Raw genomic sequence first — 16,362 nt, 5'->3', positions numbered from 1 at the left:
TCGGAGCCACGACATGTCGTCCGGAAGCGCACCGCCCATCACACCCGCCGACGAGACCGACGCTCTACCTGTCCAGGTCGCGCCCGGCCACGCAGGACGCCCCCACTGGGGCACCGTCGCCGGGATCGCGGTCCTGTTCGCCGCGATCGTGATCGCCGGGGTGATCTTCCTTCCGCCCATCGCGGTGGGGGCAGCCCTCCTCGGCATCGCGCTCATCGTGCTGCTGCGCCGCATCCTGTTCACGTGGCCGGCGCTGCTGTTCCTGCTCGCCGCGACCGTCATGTTCATCCCGGCCCGCCGCTACGCGCTGCCGATCCCCCTGCCGTTCGCGCTCGAGGCGTACCGCCTCATGATCTTCATCGCGATCGCCGCGCTCGGGCTCGCGTTCCTGTTCGACCGGTCACGGCGCTGGCGCCCCGTCGCCTTCGGCTGGCCCATCGGCATCTTCCTCGCGACCCTGCTGGTGTCGTTCATTGCGAACGGCACGCGGCTGGTGAACGAGGGGCTGGCCACGACCGCACTGTCGGGCTTCTTCCAGCTCGGCGTCCTGCTGTCGGTGTTCTTCTCGGTGCGCCAGATGCTGACCAGCGAGCGCATGGTGATGGGCTTCCTCATGGTGCTCACGTGGATGGCCGTGATCGTGGCCTTCCTCGCCGTCTTCGAGCGCGTCGCCCGCACGAACGTCTTCCTGATGCTCGCGAACTTCCTGCCGCTGATCGTGATCCGTGACGACGGCGGCGACGCCATGCGGGCCGGGGTGAATCGCGCGTACGGCTCGGCGCAGCATCCGATCGCCCTCGCGGTCATGCTGTGCATGTTCCTGCCGATCCTCATCTACCTGGCCAAGTACGCCATCTGGCCGCGCAACGTGTGGAACCGGCGCATCGCGTACGGGATCGGCACCGTCCTCGTGTTCGGCGGCATCGTCGCCGCCATCTCGCGCACCGCCGTCGTGGTGATGGGCGTGATGTTCCTGCTCACCCTGCTGCTGCGGCCCAAGGTCGCGCTGCTGCTGGCGGCGTTCGCAGTGCCGGCGCTCCTGCTCGCGATGTTCCTCGTGCCGGCCCAGGTCGAATCCATGCTGCTGTCGTTCCTCGACGTCGACACGCTCATCGCATCGCAGTACTCCTCAGCGGGGATGACGGGAGCCGGGCGTCTCGCCGACCTGGAACCGGCCTTCGTCGAAGTGCGCCAGTACCCCTTCTTCGGGCAGGGGTTCGGCAGTCGCATCGTCGTCGGCGACGACGCGAACTCGTTCATCCTCGACAACCAGGTGCTCAGCATCCTGATGGAAGGCGGCGCACTCGGCGTCATCGGTTACGCGATCTTCATGCTGGTGCCGGTCGTCATGCTGCTCGTCTACGCCCTGCGCTGGGCGGCCGAGCCGCGGCACGCGCTGCTCGCCTTCGCCCTCGCCGTCTCGATCGCCGGCTACAGCGCGGCGCTGTTCTTCTTCGACGCGTTCGGTTTCTTCCAGTCGTTCCTCGTGCACATGATGCTGCTCGCCGTCGCCGCGTGGGTCGTCACCGAGGGATCGCGCACGGCCGCGGCACCGAAGCCGGCGTGGACCCCGGAGGCCGGCCGATGACCGCGCGGCTGAGCATCGTCATCCCCGCGCACGACGAGGGCGCGGTGATCGACCGCGTGCTGGGCGCGCTGTGCGACTCCGGCTGGAGGGACGAGTTCGAGATCATCGTCGCGGCGAACGGCTGCACCGACGACACCGCCGCCCGCGCCCGCGCCTACGACGGCGTCCAGGTCGTCGAGACGCCGCATGCTTCGAAGATCGCGGCATTGCAGGCCGGTGACGACGCGGCATCCGTCTTCCCCCGCGCCTACGTCGACGCCGACGTGCGGATCGACGCCGACGCCCTGCTGGCACTCGCCGACGCCCTCGACGCACCCGGCATCGAGGTCGCATCTCCTCGGCTGCACGTCGACACCTCCGGGGCGTCCTGGCTCGTCCGTCAGCACTACCGGATCTGGGAGCTCAGCGACTACCGCCAGAGCGATCACATCGGCTCGGGGGTCTACGCGCTGACGCGGGCCGGCCGCGCCCGGTTCGACGCCTGGCCAGACGTCATCGCCGACGACCGATTCGTGCAGCAGCTCTTCGCCCCCGCCGAGCGAGCGATGCTGGCGGACCACACGTTCAGCGTGCGCTCGGCGGCCGACATGCGCGCGCACCTGCGCCGCTCGGTGCGCATCGCCCGCGGCAACCGCGAGCTGCCCGACCGGGTGCAGCACCAGGATGCCGCGCGGCCGTCAGCGGCATCCCGCGGCGGGCTCGTGCGACGCGTCGCGGCACGGCCCGGCCTCTGGGTGCCCTTCGCCGTGTACTGCGTCAGCTGGACGCTGCCGAACGTGCTCGCCCGTCGCGACATCGCTCGCGCGCGCACACGGACCTGGAACCGAGACGACACGAGCCGGGTGATGGCATGAGAAGACCAGCCGCGACGACCGCCGCGATCGCACTCCTCCTGGCGGTGCTCACCGCCTGTGCGGGGGCGCCCGCACCGGAGCCGGTCGACCTCGACGAACTCGAGTCGAGTCCCACGCTCTCGCAGGTCGCCACGATCGGCGCACTCGGAGACTCGATGACCCTCGGCGTGAACGCCTGCGCCGAGCCGGGCCGCTGCACCGCCGCGAACTGGGCCACCGGCGACGAGCCCGCCGTCGGCTCGGTCGCGATGCGCATCGGCGCGGCCAACGGCAGCGTTCCCAACACCGTCAACGCCGCGAAGGACGGCGGCACGGTCGCGGATGCCGTCGCGCGCGTCGACGAGGTGATCGCGGCCGGGCCCGAACTCGTGCTGGTGCTGCTGGGCGGCAACGACGTCTGCGCCCCCGACGTCGACGGCATGACGAGCGTCGAGGACTTCCGGGCGTCGTACACAGCACTTCTCTCCGCGCTGAGCGATGGCCTGCCGGATGCCCGCGTGCTCGCGCTGTCGATCCCCGACCTCCACCGGCTGTGGGAGGTCGGCCGCGACGACCAGGGCACTCGGGACGTCTGGGACAGCAGCCCGTCGTGCAGCAACCTGCTCGGCGACGCCGCCGCGACCGACGCGGCCGCGACCGAGCGGCGCGACGCCGTCGCGACGCGCACGGACGAGCTGAACACGGTGATCGCCGAGGTCTGTGCAGCCGACAGCGCCTGCATCTCGGACGGCGGCGCCGTGTTCGCCTACGAGTTCTCGCCCGCCGAGATCTCGGCGATCGACCACTTCCACCCGTCCGTGGCGGGCCAGCAGGTGATCGCCGAGATCGCCTGGGACACCCTCATGGAGGCCGCACCATGACCACGCTCCTCGTCGCGATCTCGGGCGGCCACCTCACTCAGCTGACCATGCTCGCACCCCGCGTCGCCGACGGCGACGACGTCGTCTGGCTCACCGACGACACCGCGCAGAGCCGGTCGCTGCTGGAGGGCCAGACGGTGTACCACGTGCCCACCCGGCCGCCGCGCGACTACGCGGGCGTCATGCGCGACACCGGCATCGCGCTGCAGGCGATGCGGGATCACCGTGTCGACCGTGTCATCAGCACGGGCGCCCAGATCGCGCTGTCGGCGCTCGTGCCCGCGTCGGCGCGGCGCGTGCCGTTCACCTACATCGAGAGCGCGACGCGCGTCACCGGCATCTCGGCGACGGGCAAGGTGATGGAGCGGGTGCCCTGGGTCGACCGCTACGTGCAGTATCCGCACGCGGTGAACGCCCGGTGGCGGTACGCGCTGTCGGTGTTCGACGGCTTCCGCGTCGAACCTGTCGACGACCCCGCGCCGATCCGCCGTGCCGTGGTCACCGTCGGCGGCAACGGCGACTTCGGGTACCGACGGCTCGTGGACGCCGCCCGCGCCGCTCTCGGCGACCTCGACGGCGACGTCGAGACGCTGTGGCAGGTCGGCGCCACGGACGTGTCGGACCTTCCGATCACGGCGGTCTCGTCCCTGCCGTCGAGCGAGCTCGGCGCGGCGCTGCGGCAGGCCGACGTGATCATCGGGCACGCCGGCACCGGCACCGCCCTGGCCGCGCTGTCCGCCGGCAAGGTGCCGGTGCTCGCACCGCGCTCGGTCGAGCACGGCGAGCACGTCGACGCGCACCAGCGGGATCTCGCGCGGTTCCTGGGCGACCGTGGGCTCGCCATCGTGTGCGAGCCCAGCTCGCTGCGCGCGTCCACCCTCGACACCGCGCGCCGCTGGCGTGCCGTGAGCTCGCAAGACCTGGCCCCCGTGCCGCTCTGAGCACCGGCATCCGTCGCGATCACCTCTGGGAGGACCCCGTGCAGACCCCGGCCCCCGACGTCACCGTCGTCATCGTCAACTACGAGACCCGCGACGACACGATCGCGTGCGTCGGCTCGGTGCTCGCACACCTGGGCGGCCTCGACGCGCAGGTCGTCGTGGTCGACAACGGATCGGGCGACGGCAGCGCGGCGGCGCTGCGCGCGGCGCACCCCGGCATCGACGTGGTGGAGGCCGGCGAGAACCTCGGGTTCGCCCGCGCAGTCAACCGCGGTGCCGCCCTCGCGCGCGGCGAGTTCGTGCTGCTGCTCAATCCCGACGCCGTCATGCTCGAGCATTCGCTGCCACGGATGATCGGTTTCGCCCGCGAGAATCCGCAGTACCGCCTCATCGGCGGGCGCACGCTGCGGGCCGACCTCACGCTCGAGCCCTCGTCGTGCTGGGGCGCACCGACGCTCTGGTCGCTCAGCATGTACGCGACGATGCTGTCGACCGTCTTCCGGCGCTCCCGCCTGTTCGACCCCGAGTCGCTGGGCACGTGGCCGCGCGACACGATTCGCGAGGTGCCGATCATCACCGGGTGCCTGCTCCTCATCCGCCGGGACGACTTCGTTGAGCTGGGCGGCATGGACGAGGACTTCTTCCTCTACGGCGAGGACGCGGAGTTCAGCATGCGGGCGGCCGCACGGGGCATGGCGCGCGTCGTCTATCCCCCGGCGGCGATCATCCACACCGTGGGAGGGTCGTCGGCGGGCAGCTCGAAGGGCTCGATGGTGCTCGCCGGCAAGGTCACCTACCTCGAGAAGACCTGGCCGCCGCGACGAGCGGCCGTCGGGGTGCTGCTGCTGAAGACGGGCGTCGCCGTGCGCGCCACGCTCGAGACCCTGACCCGCCGTGCGAACCGGCCGTGGACGACGGTGTGGCGGCGTCGCGCCGACTGGGCGTCGGGCTACCCCCACGCCGAGGCCGCGCTGTTCGGCCGCGGGCTGCCCGAGCCCGCCGCCACCCCCGGTCGTTGAGCGGAGGGCGCTCCAGCGCCCGCCCCGGTCGTTGAGCGGAGGGCGCCCCAGCGCCCGCAGTCGAAACGCGCCGGATATGCGGGATCGTCGGGGCCGGGGTCTACGCCAGGTGCGGCGCGTTTCGACTCGCTCGTTCCTCGCTCGCTCAACGACCGGCAGAGGTCGGTCGTTGAGCGGAGGGCGCCCCAGCGCCCGCAGTCGAAACGGGGCCTCCCCCGGTCGTTGAGCGGAGGGCGCTCTGGCGCCCGCAGTCGAAACGGGGCCTCCCCCCGGTCGTTGAGCGGAGGGCGCCCCAGCGCCCGCAGTCGAAACGCGCCGGATATGCGGGAATGCCGGGGTCGGGGTGTGCGCCGGGTGCGGCGCGTTTCGACTCGCTCGTTCCTCGCTCGCTCAACGACCGGCAGAGGTCGGTCGTTGAGCGGAGGGCGCCCTGGCGCCCGCAGTCGAAACGGGGCCTCCCCCGGTCGTTGAGCGGAGGGCGCTCTGGCGCCCGCAGTCGAAACGCGCCGGATATGCGGGATCGTCGGGGCCGGGGTCTACGCCGGGTGCGGCGCGTTTCGACTCGCTCGTACCTCGCTCGCTCAACGACCGGGAGCAAGGGGCCGCGCGGGGCCCGGCGTCAGGTCGAGACCCGCTCGGCGTCGACGTGTTCGGACGCGGGCACCGATAGTGCACGCGGGGACGCAGCATCCGTCGACCCCAGCACCCATGTCCGCACTTGCGTGACGAAGCGCGAGACGTCGAACTCCGCGGCGCGGGCCCGCGCGGCATCCGGATCGATGCGGTCCAGACCCGCCACGGCCGCGGCGAGCTCGACGGGGTCGTCGGGATTCACCGTGAAGCCGGTCACGCCGTCGATCACCGACTCGGCGGCACCGCCCACGCGATTGACGATGACGGGGCATCCCGCCGCCATCGCCTCGACGGGGATGATGCCGAAGTCCTCGACGGGCGGGAACACGAAGGCGAGTGCGCGCTGGAAGAGCGCCCGCATGAGCGCGTCCGACACGAAGCCCAGCATGTGCACGGGCACCGACGCCGATGCGGCGAGCGCCGTGAGGTAGTCGCGTTCGGGCCCGGTGCCGGCCACGACCACGGGCACGCCCAGCCGATCGGCCATCCGGATCACCGCGTCGTGGCGCTTGTACGGCACCAGTCGCGACGCCGCCATGAGATAGCCGCGCTCGGGGAGCGCCTCGAGCACCGCCTGCTCCTCGGCAGTGAGCCGCTCGGCCCAGTCGCCGCCCTCGATGATCTCGCGGGCCTTCACCGGCGGGTGGATCACGCGGGCGTCGCGCTCCCACGAGCGGAGGATGCGTCGGCGCACGAACTCGCTGTTCGCCGCCAGGTCGCCGGCGTGCGCCGCCGCGGCGCGGTCCACGCGCTTGAGGACGCTGCGTGCGGCGGCGAGCGCCGCGGAGCTCCCGCGCCGGTCGAGCTCGGGCTCCCACAGGTACCGCGCCGGCGAGTGGACATACGAGAACTTGGGCACACCATCGCGCCGCGTACCGAAGTCGCAGTGGTGCGCGAAAACATAGCTGCTCGTGAGCACCCAGTCGGGCAGCGAGCCCACCGTCGCCGCCCGCCACGTCGCCGGCATGAGGGGCAGCCCCATCGCCTTGTGGCGGCGCAACGGCGTGCGCGCCATCCACGACTCGTGCACCGAGCTGCGGGGGAACCGCTCGCCGTCATCGCTCCACAGCGCGAACATCCGTGAGTCGGGCAGGGCCATCCGGAAGGCGTCCAGCACCTGTTCGGCGCCGCCCGAGCGTTCTATCCATTCCTGGACGATGAGACCTGACATGTTCCTACGACCTCTCGGGTGGTTCAGTAGGCGCCGTCGCTGTGCAGTACGGCTTTGGCGGTCTTCGCGAGCACGACGATGTCTCCGGTGATCGACCAGTTCTCGACGTAGTACAGATCCAGCCGTACGCTGTCCTCCCACGAGAGGTTCGAGCGGCCGTTGACCTGCCACAGCCCGGTGATCCCCGGGCGGGTGAGCAGCCGGCGACTGACCGGGCCCTCGTACTGCTCCACCTCGCTCGGCAGCGGCGGACGCGGGCCGACCAGGCTCATGTCGCCGCGCAACACGTTCCACAGCTGCGGCAGCTCGTCGAGCGAGTACGCACGGAGGAAGCGGCCGGTGCGGGTGACCCTCGGGTCGTCCTTCAGCTTGAACAGCACGCCGTTGCCCTCGTCGAGCGCGCGCAGCTCCGCGAGGCGCGCCTCGGCGTCGACCACCATCGAGCGGAACTTGAGCATCGTGAACCGCGTGCCGTGGGCGCCGACCCGCTCCTGCCGGAAGATCACCGGACCAGGGCTGCCGAGGCGGACGGCCACCGCGATGGCGGCGAACACGGGCGCGAGCAGCACGAGCGCGACCGTGACGACCGAGATGTCGAACAGGCGCTTCACCACGTGGCTGTACCCCGAGTAGCGCGGCAGGTCGACATGCACCATCGGAAGACCGTTGATGGGCCGCATGTGGATGCGGGGGCCGGCGACGTCGGTGAGCCGCGACATGAGGATCAGCTCGACCTGCGAGTTCTCGAGCTCCCATCCGAGCCGCCGGATCGCCTCGTTGCCGCCGGGCAGGCTGCCCGCCACGATGACCGCGCGCGCCCGGCGATTCTTCGAGACCCGCGCGACGTCGTCGAGCGGCACGAACGGCAGCACCTCCGTCGACTGCTCGACCGGGCCCGCGTGCGGCGAGCCGGGCGTGCTCACCGCGATCGCGCGGTAGCCGATGCGGTAGTGGCTGCGCAGCTGCGACACGACGCGTAGCACGTCGCCCTGCTCCCCGACGACGATCGCGCCCGTCATGCAGCGCCCGGCGCGCCGGAGCGCGTGCAGATACGTGCGCCACACACCGCGACCGACGATCAGCAGCACGAGTCCCAAGGGCAGCGCGATCGCGAGATAGCCGCGAGCCGGCTGCAGCTGGAGCAGGTAGGCGACGACCGCGAAGGCGCCGAAGGTGAACAGCGTCGACTGCAGCACGCGCTGGTACTCCACCATGCCGGTGCCGGTGTTGCGCAGCAGCCGGCTGCGGGTCGCGGCGAGCGCGATCAGCCAGACCACGATGAGCGCGATGCTGATGAGCCCGTACGCCACGTCGGTCGTCGAGACGGAACCGGCGCGCACCGGGTCGCCGAACCTCAGGAGCTGGGCGGTGAACACGGCGACCGCGATGGCCGCGGCATCCGTCGCGATCATCCCCCAGGCGAGACGGCGACGCCAGCCCAGCCTGCGCGGCTGCGGCGCGATCTCGGCGACCGTCGAGAACAGCTCGACGGGAGACGCCGGTCGGGCCGTCGAACGAAGATCGAGAAAAGCAGATGACACGGGCGTACCCCCAAGAACGCAACCGACACGCATGACGGGGCCATCGGCCCCAGTGCCCGTCGATGCGATCCCCGCTCGCGAAGGCCACGCTAGCGGTGCCGCTACGGCGATACCAGCGAGGTCACCACCTGTTTACACAGGCTTCGGGTGCGCGTGACACGCGCGAAACACCGTCGGTATCACGCACCGCGCGCGAGCGTGATGATCCGCTCGTGGCGAGCGGTCCACGAGTTCGCCTCGATGAAGGCGGTCCTCGCGGAATCCTCGGCGGGACCCGCCTGCAGCGCCGCGTCCAGCACGTCGACGAAGTCCGAGACCGCGGGCGTCAGCCACACGCGGTCGCTGATGTCGCGCACCGGCGGAAGGTCGATCGACAGCACGGGCAGGCCGGCCGCCAAGTACTCGTAGAGCTTCAGCGGACTCATCGCCTCGGTCAGCGGCGTGCGCCGGTGCGCGACGAGCGCCAGATCGCAGTTGCGCAGCGTCGCGATGAGCTCCGCGCGGCCGACGCTGCCGTGCACATGCACGTTGGCGAGCGCCCGCAGCGGCGCGATGTACGCCGCATCGGGCAGCGGACCCATCAGCACGGTGTGCACGTCGGGCCGGGCACGCGCGAAGTCGGCGATCCCCTCGACATCGAGCCGGCTGTCGAGCGTGCCGACGTACACGGCCCGCGGTCGCGGCACGCGGGCGAGCCAGGCCGGCTCCGGAGGCGGCGCCGGCAGCCATTCGGCGGGCTCGACGCCGTTGGCGACCACCTCGTGCGGCCCGGTGGGCTCGATGCGCTCGAGAATCTGCGCCGAGACGGCCACGACGCTGCGACCGGACGCCGAGATGCGGCGGTACGCCTCGCGGAAGGCTGGCCAGTACTCGCTGCGCCCGGGAGAGCTCAGCCAGTCGTCGCGCGCGAAGAACGTGGTCTGCCGTGCCCAGTCGAAGGGCGAGAAGCCGGCGACGAGCGGATTGCAGGTCAGCGCCACCGGGTCGCTGAGCCCCCGGCGCTGCGCCTCGCGCCGCAGCGACGCGTCGTACTCCGCGTACTCGGCGGCGACCTCCGCCGGCTCGAGACGGTCCGCGCGCCGGCGGCGGGCGGGCGAGTGGAGCCAGATCCGATCGGATGCCGGAAACCGGGCGTCCCGGTCGAGCACCGGCGACATCGTGACGCGGGGCAGCCAGCGGAACGGGTTCGCCACCACCATGCGGCCGACGTTCGGGCTGCGCATGAGGCTGGAGACGATGCGGTCGGGCGGCCGCATCATGCCGCGGCGCACGGCATCCGCGTACGTCTCGAAGGAGAAGGTGAACACGAAGTCGTCGGTGCCTTCGGCTGTGCGTCCGGCCGCCGTGCGGTGGATGCGCGAGTCCGCTTCCGTCACCCGGACACCAGCTCTCTCACCACGCGCGCCGGCGCGCCGACGGCGACCGTGCGCGGCGGGATGTCGCGCGTGACGACCGCGTTCGCGCCGACGACCGCGCCCTCCCCGACCGTCACGCCGGGCATCACCACGACGTTCTGGCCGAGCCATGCGCCGCGGCAGACCCGCACCGGGCGGGGTTCGGTCAGCGGCTGGTCGCGGATCGGCACGTCGACGAGGTCGAAGCCGTGGCTGTGGTCGGAGATGTACACCCCTGCCGCGATGCCGACCGCCTCTTCGATCACCACGCTGCGCACCGCCGAGATCGACGCGCCGCGCATGCGCACGCGGTCATGGAGCTCGATCACGGGCCCGGGCTCGTCGCGCGAGGGGACCATCAGCCACGAGCCCGCGCCGATGAGCACGCCGGCGCCGACGGCGATCCGGTCGGGGTTCGCGATGCGCGCGGGCAGCATGATGCGCGAGCCCGCGCCGAACGACTGGAAGCCCCCGGCGACGAGACGGCTGTATGCCGAGTCCCGCAGCCGCTGCGCCCCCAGCAGCACCCCATACCCATTGATCCGCCCCACGCCGCTCAGATTAGCCGCCGCGATCGGCGCCACGAGGAGGGTGCCGGAGAGTTAACGCGCGTGTAACAGCGGCGTCGCTTGCGTCGGTCAGTCTGTACCACGAGGGTGCCGCAGTGTCGCCGCTGGATCCGTCGGCTGTTGAGGCTGTGGGGAGTGGACGGAACTCGCGGGGCGCGAAGGCGTCAGGACCGAGGGGAGTCCGTGATGACCGAGAGTGACGTGAACGTGCCACGGGCGGGGGCGCCCGCGAGGGAGGGCGGCGCGGCAGAGAGCGGGACCGAGTTCGTGCGCAGGCTGCGCCGGTCGGCGACGGATGCCGCGGGCCGCGGCATCCGCTTCTATCGCTCGCCCGTCGATGTCGCCGAGGTGTCGTACGTCGACCTCGATGCCGACGCGCGGGCTCGCGCAGTCGAGTTCGCCCGCGCCGGCCTCACGCCCGGCGACGTGGTGATCCTCGCCTTCGAGCCGGGCCTGCCGTTCGTGCGTGCGCTGCTCGCGTGCCTGTATGCGGGTGTCGCGGCGGCCCCGGTGCCGATCACCGCGATGCGGAATCCGGACGCCGTGCGCCAGCGCCTGCTCGCGATCCTCGAGGACGCCGGGGCGAAGGCCGTGCTCACCGAGACCGGGGCCCTGGACGGACTCGGCCTCGCCGGCGAGACGTCGATCGCGGACGCCGCCGTGATCGCCGTCGACGGACCTGCCGCCGCCTCTGCGGAGGACTGGAGGATGCCCGACATCGACGAGTCGGCGCTCGCGATCCTGCAGTACACGTCGGGATCGACCGGGCTTCCCAAGGGCGTCATGGTGTCGCACGCGAACCTGTACGCGAACCAGCAGGCGATCGGTGGCATCGTCGGCATGACGGCGGACTCGGTCACCGTCGGCTGGCTGCCGCACTACCACGACATGGGCCTCATCGGGCAGATCCTGCAGCCCCTCTTCACCGGCGCGATGCTGCACATGACGTCGCCGTCGCAGTTCCTGCGGCGGCCGGTGCTGTGGCTGCGGCTGATCAGCGAGCACCGGGCGACCCACACCGTCGGGCCGGACTTCGCCTTCGCCCTGTGCAGCCGTCTCGTGACCGACGACCAGCTCGCCGAACTCGACCTGTCGTCGCTGCAGACCGTGATCACCGGCGCGGAGCCGGTGCGCATCGACACCCTCGACGCGTTCACCGCGCGGTTCGCGGCGGCGGGGTTCCGCGGCGAAGCGTTCGTGCCGGCGTTCGGCATGGCCGAGACGACACTGCTCATCACCGCGCACCGCGACACCGTGCCGCCGCGGGCGATCGTCGTCAGCGCCGAAGCGCTCGAACGCGACGAGATCGCGGCCGCGGGCCCCGGTGAGCGCACCGCCGAGCTTGTGCCGTGCGGTGCCCCCGGTGCCGGCATGGAGATCGCGATCGTCGATCCGGCCACGGCCATGGAGCTCCGCGACGGACGCATCGGCGAGATCTGGGTGCGCGGCACGAGCGTGACGCAGGGCTACTGGCGCCGGCCCGACGAGACGGCGGCCGAGTTCGGTGCGACCCTCGCCGGCGTCGCCGACGAGGTGTACCTGCGCACCGGGGACCTCGGCGCGATGGTCGACGGCGAACTCGTCATCACCGGCCGCCTCAAGGACCTCATCATCGTCCGCGGGCGCAACATCTATCCCCAGGACCTCGAGCACAGCGCGGCGGAGCTGCTGGGTGCAGGATGCCTCAGCGCCGCGTTCGAGCGCCCGGGCGTGGCGCCCGAAGTCGGCATCGTCGCCGAGGTGGATCCCTCGGCGACCGCCGAAGACCTCGACGCGCTCGCCACGGCGCTGCGCGCGCGGGTCGCGACGGAGTTCACCCTGCCCGCCCTGGGCGTGGCGCTCATCCGCAAGGGCACGCTGCCGCGCACCACCAGCGGCAAGGTGCAGCGCGCACTCACGCGCCGGCTCCTGCACCAGCAGCGACTGCAGCTCGTCCACCTCGACGGGTTCGAAACGGTCTCGGCATGACCGCGGTCGCCACCGGCTCGGATGCCGGCACCCTCGCCCCCGTGCGTGCGTTCGACGCCTTCCTCGGGAACCCCGCCGACGACGAGGCGGTCGTCTCGACGAGGCGATCGGTGCTGCTCGACGAGAGGTCGGCGTTCCCGGAGGACGAGATCGCGGCCGTCACCGCGTTCGGACTGCAGCAGTGGTACGTGCCCGCGGCCCATGGCGGGAATCTCGGCGACGCGCTCGTGCCGCTGCTCATGATCCGTCACCTCGCCCGGCGCGACTTCACCGTCGCCGCCGTGCACGGCAAGACCTTCCTCGGCGCGATCTGCGCCTGGGTCGCGGGCGGCGAGATCGCGACCCGCATGGCGGGCCTCGTCGACACCGGGAGCCCGGTGTCGTGGGGGCTGACCGAACGCGGCCGCGGCTCGGACCTGTCGCGATCGGCGACGTCCGCGCAGATCGGCACCGGCACCGTACGCGTCGACGGCGGGAAGTGGCCGATCAACAACGCCGTGCGCTGCCGGGCGATGACCGTGCTCGCCCGCTCCGACGAACGGCCAGGGCCCCGCTCGCTGTCGCTCGTACTGGTCGACAAGGAAGAGGCCGACCCCGCCACGATCGGGTACGACGCCAAGGTCGCCTCGCATGGCCTGCGCGGCGCCAACCTCGCCGGCATCCGGTTCGAGGGATCCGTGGTCGGTGCGGACGCCGTCGTCGGCCCCGCCGGGCACGGACTCGAGATCGTGCTGAAGAGCCTGCAGCTGACCCGGCCGTTCACGACCGGCCTGTCGCTGGGCGCCGTCGACCGGGCGCTGCAGACCGCACTCGATGCCGCCGCCGTGCCGGATGGCGCGCGCGGCCGCCTGCTCGACTCGCCGACGTCACGGCGTGCGCTGGGCATCGCCGTCGCCGACGCGCTGCTGGTCGAGTGCCTGATGCTGGTGGGCGTGCGTTCGGCGCACGCCGTGCCCGGCGAGATGGCGCTCGTGAGCGCGCTCGTGAAGTTCCTCGGCCCGGACACCGCCGACCTGCTCTTCCGCGACCTCACCCGTCTGCTCGGGCCCCGAGCGCTCATCGTCGGCTCGGAGGGCTCGGGCGGGCTGCATCCGTCCGCCTTCGGCGCGTTCCAGAAGGCGGCGCGCGACAGCCGTGTCGTCGGGATCTTCGACGGCAACTCGGTGGTCAACCTCAACATGATCGTCAACGAGCTGCCCAACCAACTGCGTCCGGCAGCGCCGCCGCCGCTGCCGGAGGTGCTCGCGCCGCTCCGCGCGGACGTGGAGCACGACGCGCTCGACACGGCATCGCTGCGCCTCGTCACCCGGCACGGATCACGGCTGCTGCGTTCGCTGCCGGCGCTCGTCGACGCGGTGGATGACGGTCGCACATCCCGTGCCGCGGTCGACGCGGCGCGCTGGATCCTCGGCGAATACACCGCGCTGCTCGCCGAGGCCGGCGACCTGCCCCGGCAGTCGCAGCCCGATCCGCTCGCCTTCCACCTCGCCGAACGATTCGCGCTCGTCTTCGGGGCCGCGTGCGCCCTCGCCGTCCATCTCGCACGGGCGGGCACCATCCCGGGTCCGCTCGGGGAGAGCAATGCGTGGCTCGCGGCCGTGCTGCAGCGGGTGGCGCACCGGCTCGGGACGGACACCGTCGAGACCGCGGTCGCCGACGCCCTGCTCGACGCCGCGCTGCGCGCGCATGCCGGCGGCGCGGTCACGCTGCTGCCCTCGTGGACGGAGCGATCGTGAGCATCGCCGAGAGTGTGGAGCACGCGCGTCCCGCCTTCCAGCGCGACGTCTCGGCGGGACTCGACGCGCTCGAACCGCTCATCGGACGCCTCACCGTCGGCGGCACCGCCGTCGGCGGTACCGCGCCCGACGGCGACCACCTGGTGACGAGCGCGCTGCGGACCTACCGGTTCGACACGACGGCTCAACCGGCATCCGACATCGTCCCGGTGGCTGCTGTCCCGGTGGCTGGTGTCGCCCGGGCCATCGCGATCCGGGCCGCGGTGCCTGCGGCGGCGCTCGGAGCGCTCGACGCCGCGCTGCGCGAGTCCGTGCACTACTCCCACAGCCGTCATCTGTACGGCGGGACCGTGCTCGACATCCCGCATGCCCGCTCGCTGCTGGCTGCGACTCTGGCCGACGCCCTGACCGCCGATGCGCTCAGCAGCGCCGCCGTGTGCCTGGCGGACGCGCACGCGCCCGCGGCCCCCGTCGCGGTCGCGCTGAGCGCCCACCTGATGTGCCTGCTGCTGGCCGAGGCGGCCCAGCAGGTGTCGGTGCTCGCCGGCTCGACGTTCTACGCGCGGATCGCGCCGTTCGAGCTCATCGAGCAGCATGTGCGCGACCTCGCCGCGCTTTCCACCCTCGTACCGGACCTCGCCGACGCACTGCCGTCGGCGGCCGCCGCGGTGGACGCCTGGTGCGGCGACACGGGTGCCACGGCGCCGCGCGCGCTCCTGCAGCCGGACGTCGCCGCGGCGATCGCTTCCGACGCGCCTGGCGCCGTCGAGGCGCACGCCGATCTCGCGGCCGCTGCCGGGGCTGCTCTCGCCGCGGTGGAAGCGGGCGGGCATGCGACGGCAGACCCGCACCAGGCGCTCGAACTCGCGCATCGGGTCGCGCTGCTCACCGCGGCCGCAGCCGTCATCGACGGCTGGAGGCAGGCGCGCGGCTCGGAGGCTATCGCGGGCGACCCCCTCGCGATGGAGGCGTGTCTCCGACGTATCCGGGGACGCGTGGTGCGACGACAGCCTCCGCTTCCCACCGACCTCGTGGCGCGGCTCGTCGCGCACGCCGAAGCCCGCGCCGCAAGCGGCGAGGAGATGGCGATCGGTCCCGCACGCGCGACCGTGACGCCCCTGTGACCAGCGAAAGGACGACACCATGCCCGCACAGCTGACCGCCACCGAGATCGAGCAGTGGCTCGTCGGACGCGTCGTCGCCTACGGCAAGATGCAGGCCGACGACTTCACCGTCGACACGCCGCTCGCCGAACTCGGGCTCGACTCGGTCTACGCCCTCACGCTCTGCGGAGACATCGAGGATGAGTTCGAGCTCGAGGTCGACCCGACGATCGTGTGGGATCACCCCACCATCCGCGAGCTCGCCGAGGGAATCCGCCAGCGTGTCGACGAGTGACCCCGCGACCGGTGCACGCCGAAGCCTCGTCTCGGCGCGAGGGGTTCACGTCGTGATGGGCCGCATCCCCGCGCGCGACGACATCGACCACGACCTCGTCGACGCTGCGCACCTCCTCGGAGCGGATGCCGCAGCCCTCGGTTCGGTCGACGAGTCACGGCTCCCGTCCTTCCTGACCGCGAGGAGGTGGGTACGCGACATCGTCACCGGACGCCTGGGGCGCGCCTGGCGAGGGTTCGAGGCGACTCCGCGCGGCGTCAAGCCACGACTCGCGGGCTCGACGCTGGACGTCAGCATCGCTCACGCCGGCGACCGGCTCGTGGTCGGGGTCGTCGAGCACGGCCGCATCGGCGTGGACATCGAGCTCGTCGCGCCGGTGTTCGACCAGCCGTCGCTGGCACGTCGCCTGTGCACGCCGGCGGAGCGCCGCCACGCCGACGGCCTGGAGTCCACCGGCCGGAGGGCATGGCTCACCCAGCTGTGGGCCGTCAAGGAGTCCTATGCCAAGGCGGTCGGCGAGGGGCTCGCACTGGATTTCCGGGAGCTCGCGGTCGCCCACCTGCGTAACAACCACACTGTCCGCGGTGTGCTGACTCCCGCATCGGGCGTCACTCATGCAAGGATCGCTGTCAGCTGGGTCGATGCTGCCCCTTCCCGTTCACGGTCGTCCGTCAGGGCGATCGTCTAGTC

General features: G+C 72.0%; 14 protein-coding genes. 10 read left to right on the top strand and 4 right to left on the bottom strand.

Translation table 11 applies throughout. From position 1 onward, the window contains the following. The first annotated feature begins 13 nt into the window (after window positions 1-13). Genes MRBLWS13_RS16465 through MRBLWS13_RS16445 form a run of 5 tightly spaced genes read left to right on the top strand, consistent with a single transcriptional unit; the run spans window position 14 to window position 5,262 of the window. The gene (locus MRBLWS13_RS16465) at window positions 14-1,588 is read left to right on the top strand and encodes an O-antigen ligase family protein (RefSeq protein ID WP_349426398.1); all 1,575 of its coding nucleotides are present in this window, start codon (window positions 14-16) and stop codon (window positions 1,586-1,588) included. After that, window positions 1,585-2,442, top strand: a complete 858-nt coding sequence (locus MRBLWS13_RS16460) for a glycosyltransferase (protein ID WP_349426397.1) — start codon at window positions 1,585-1,587, stop codon at window positions 2,440-2,442. Before MRBLWS13_RS16465 ends, MRBLWS13_RS16460 begins: the two co-directional genes overlap by 4 nt. Next, the gene (locus MRBLWS13_RS16455; RefSeq protein WP_349426396.1) at window positions 2,439-3,302 is read left to right on the top strand and encodes a GDSL-type esterase/lipase family protein; all 864 of its coding nucleotides are present in this window, start codon (window positions 2,439-2,441) and stop codon (window positions 3,300-3,302) included. The genes MRBLWS13_RS16460 and MRBLWS13_RS16455 overlap by 4 nt, the downstream gene beginning before the upstream one ends. Further along, a complete protein-coding gene (locus tag MRBLWS13_RS16450; RefSeq protein WP_349426395.1) occupies window positions 3,299-4,243 on the top strand; it encodes a glycosyltransferase in 945 nt (314 codons plus the stop codon). The genes MRBLWS13_RS16455 and MRBLWS13_RS16450 overlap by 4 nt, the downstream gene beginning before the upstream one ends. Before the next feature lie 38 nt (window positions 4,244-4,281). Continuing rightward, complete coding sequence (locus tag MRBLWS13_RS16445) at window positions 4,282-5,262, top strand: glycosyltransferase family 2 protein (protein WP_349426394.1); 981 nt, start codon at window positions 4,282-4,284, stop codon at window positions 5,260-5,262. 619 nt (window positions 5,263-5,881) lie between these two features. On the opposite strand, the gene MRBLWS13_RS16440 is transcribed toward MRBLWS13_RS16445, so the two are convergent. The 4 genes from MRBLWS13_RS16440 to MRBLWS13_RS16425 all read right to left on the bottom strand — a co-directional run bounded on the left by MRBLWS13_RS16440 (window position 5,882) and on the right by MRBLWS13_RS16425 (window position 10,552). Continuing rightward, the gene (locus MRBLWS13_RS16440; RefSeq protein WP_349426393.1) at window positions 5,882-7,066 is read right to left on the bottom strand and encodes a glycosyltransferase; all 1,185 of its coding nucleotides are present in this window, start codon (window positions 7,064-7,066) and stop codon (window positions 5,882-5,884) included. A 23-nt stretch (window positions 7,067-7,089) separates the two neighbouring features. Then, on the bottom strand, window positions 7,090-8,607 hold the full coding sequence (locus MRBLWS13_RS16435) for a sugar transferase (RefSeq protein ID WP_349426392.1): 1,518 nt from the start codon (window positions 8,605-8,607) through the stop codon (window positions 7,090-7,092). Between the two features lie 179 nt (window positions 8,608-8,786). Continuing rightward, window positions 8,787-9,983 (bottom strand): glycosyltransferase, encoded by a 1,197-nt coding sequence (locus tag MRBLWS13_RS16430; protein ID WP_349426391.1) that lies wholly within the window; start codon window positions 9,981-9,983, stop codon window positions 8,787-8,789. Continuing rightward, on the bottom strand, window positions 9,980-10,552 hold the full coding sequence (locus MRBLWS13_RS16425) for an acyltransferase (protein ID WP_349426390.1): 573 nt from the start codon (window positions 10,550-10,552) through the stop codon (window positions 9,980-9,982). The genes MRBLWS13_RS16430 and MRBLWS13_RS16425 overlap by 4 nt, the downstream gene beginning before the upstream one ends. Before the next feature lie 204 nt (window positions 10,553-10,756). Here MRBLWS13_RS16425 and MRBLWS13_RS16420 point away from each other — a divergent pair, with 204 nt between their 5' ends. The 5 genes from MRBLWS13_RS16420 to MRBLWS13_RS16400 are packed head-to-tail and all read left to right on the top strand — an operon-like array spanning window position 10,757 to window position 16,360. Next, on the top strand, window positions 10,757-12,538 hold the full coding sequence (locus MRBLWS13_RS16420; protein WP_349426389.1) for a fatty acyl-AMP ligase: 1,782 nt from the start codon (window positions 10,757-10,759) through the stop codon (window positions 12,536-12,538). Next, on the top strand, window positions 12,535-14,274 hold the full coding sequence (locus tag MRBLWS13_RS16415) for an acyl-CoA dehydrogenase family protein (RefSeq protein ID WP_349426388.1): 1,740 nt from the start codon (window positions 12,535-12,537) through the stop codon (window positions 14,272-14,274). The genes MRBLWS13_RS16420 and MRBLWS13_RS16415 overlap by 4 nt, the downstream gene beginning before the upstream one ends. Next, complete coding sequence (locus MRBLWS13_RS16410) at window positions 14,271-15,398, top strand: acyl-CoA dehydrogenase family protein (protein ID WP_349426387.1); 1,128 nt, start codon at window positions 14,271-14,273, stop codon at window positions 15,396-15,398. The genes MRBLWS13_RS16415 and MRBLWS13_RS16410 overlap by 4 nt, the downstream gene beginning before the upstream one ends. Window positions 15,399-15,417: 19 nt before the next feature. After that, a complete protein-coding gene (locus MRBLWS13_RS16405; RefSeq protein ID WP_349426386.1) occupies window positions 15,418-15,672 on the top strand; it encodes an acyl carrier protein in 255 nt (84 codons plus the stop codon). Next, entirely contained in the window at window positions 15,659-16,360 is a 702-nt protein-coding gene (locus MRBLWS13_RS16400; RefSeq protein WP_349426385.1) for a 4'-phosphopantetheinyl transferase superfamily protein, read from the top strand. The genes MRBLWS13_RS16405 and MRBLWS13_RS16400 overlap by 14 nt, the downstream gene beginning before the upstream one ends. Window positions 16,361-16,362: the final 2 nt, after the last annotated feature.

Origin of the sequence: Microbacterium sp. LWS13-1.2, assembly GCF_040144835.1 — a bacterium.
GTDB lineage: Bacteria > Actinomycetota > Actinomycetes > Actinomycetales > Microbacteriaceae > Microbacterium.
This window is presented reverse-complemented; position numbering and strand designations above follow the sequence as displayed.

Coding starts and splice junctions, on each gene's coding strand:
- MRBLWS13_RS16465 (WP_349426398.1), top strand. CDS start 14: ATGTCGTCCGGAAGCGCACCGCCCATCACACCCGCCGACGAGACCGAC.
- MRBLWS13_RS16460 (WP_349426397.1), top strand. CDS start 1,585: ATGACCGCGCGGCTGAGCATCGTCATCCCCGCGCACGACGAGGGCGCG.
- MRBLWS13_RS16455 (WP_349426396.1), top strand. CDS start 2,439: ATGAGAAGACCAGCCGCGACGACCGCCGCGATCGCACTCCTCCTGGCG.
- MRBLWS13_RS16450 (WP_349426395.1), top strand. CDS start 3,299: ATGACCACGCTCCTCGTCGCGATCTCGGGCGGCCACCTCACTCAGCTG.
- MRBLWS13_RS16440 (WP_349426393.1), bottom strand. CDS start 7,066: ATGTCAGGTCTCATCGTCCAGGAATGGATAGAACGCTCGGGCGGCGCC.
- MRBLWS13_RS16420 (WP_349426389.1), top strand. CDS start 10,757: ATGACCGAGAGTGACGTGAACGTGCCACGGGCGGGGGCGCCCGCGAGG.
- MRBLWS13_RS16415 (WP_349426388.1), top strand. CDS start 12,535: ATGACCGCGGTCGCCACCGGCTCGGATGCCGGCACCCTCGCCCCCGTG.
- MRBLWS13_RS16405 (WP_349426386.1), top strand. CDS start 15,418: ATGCCCGCACAGCTGACCGCCACCGAGATCGAGCAGTGGCTCGTCGGA.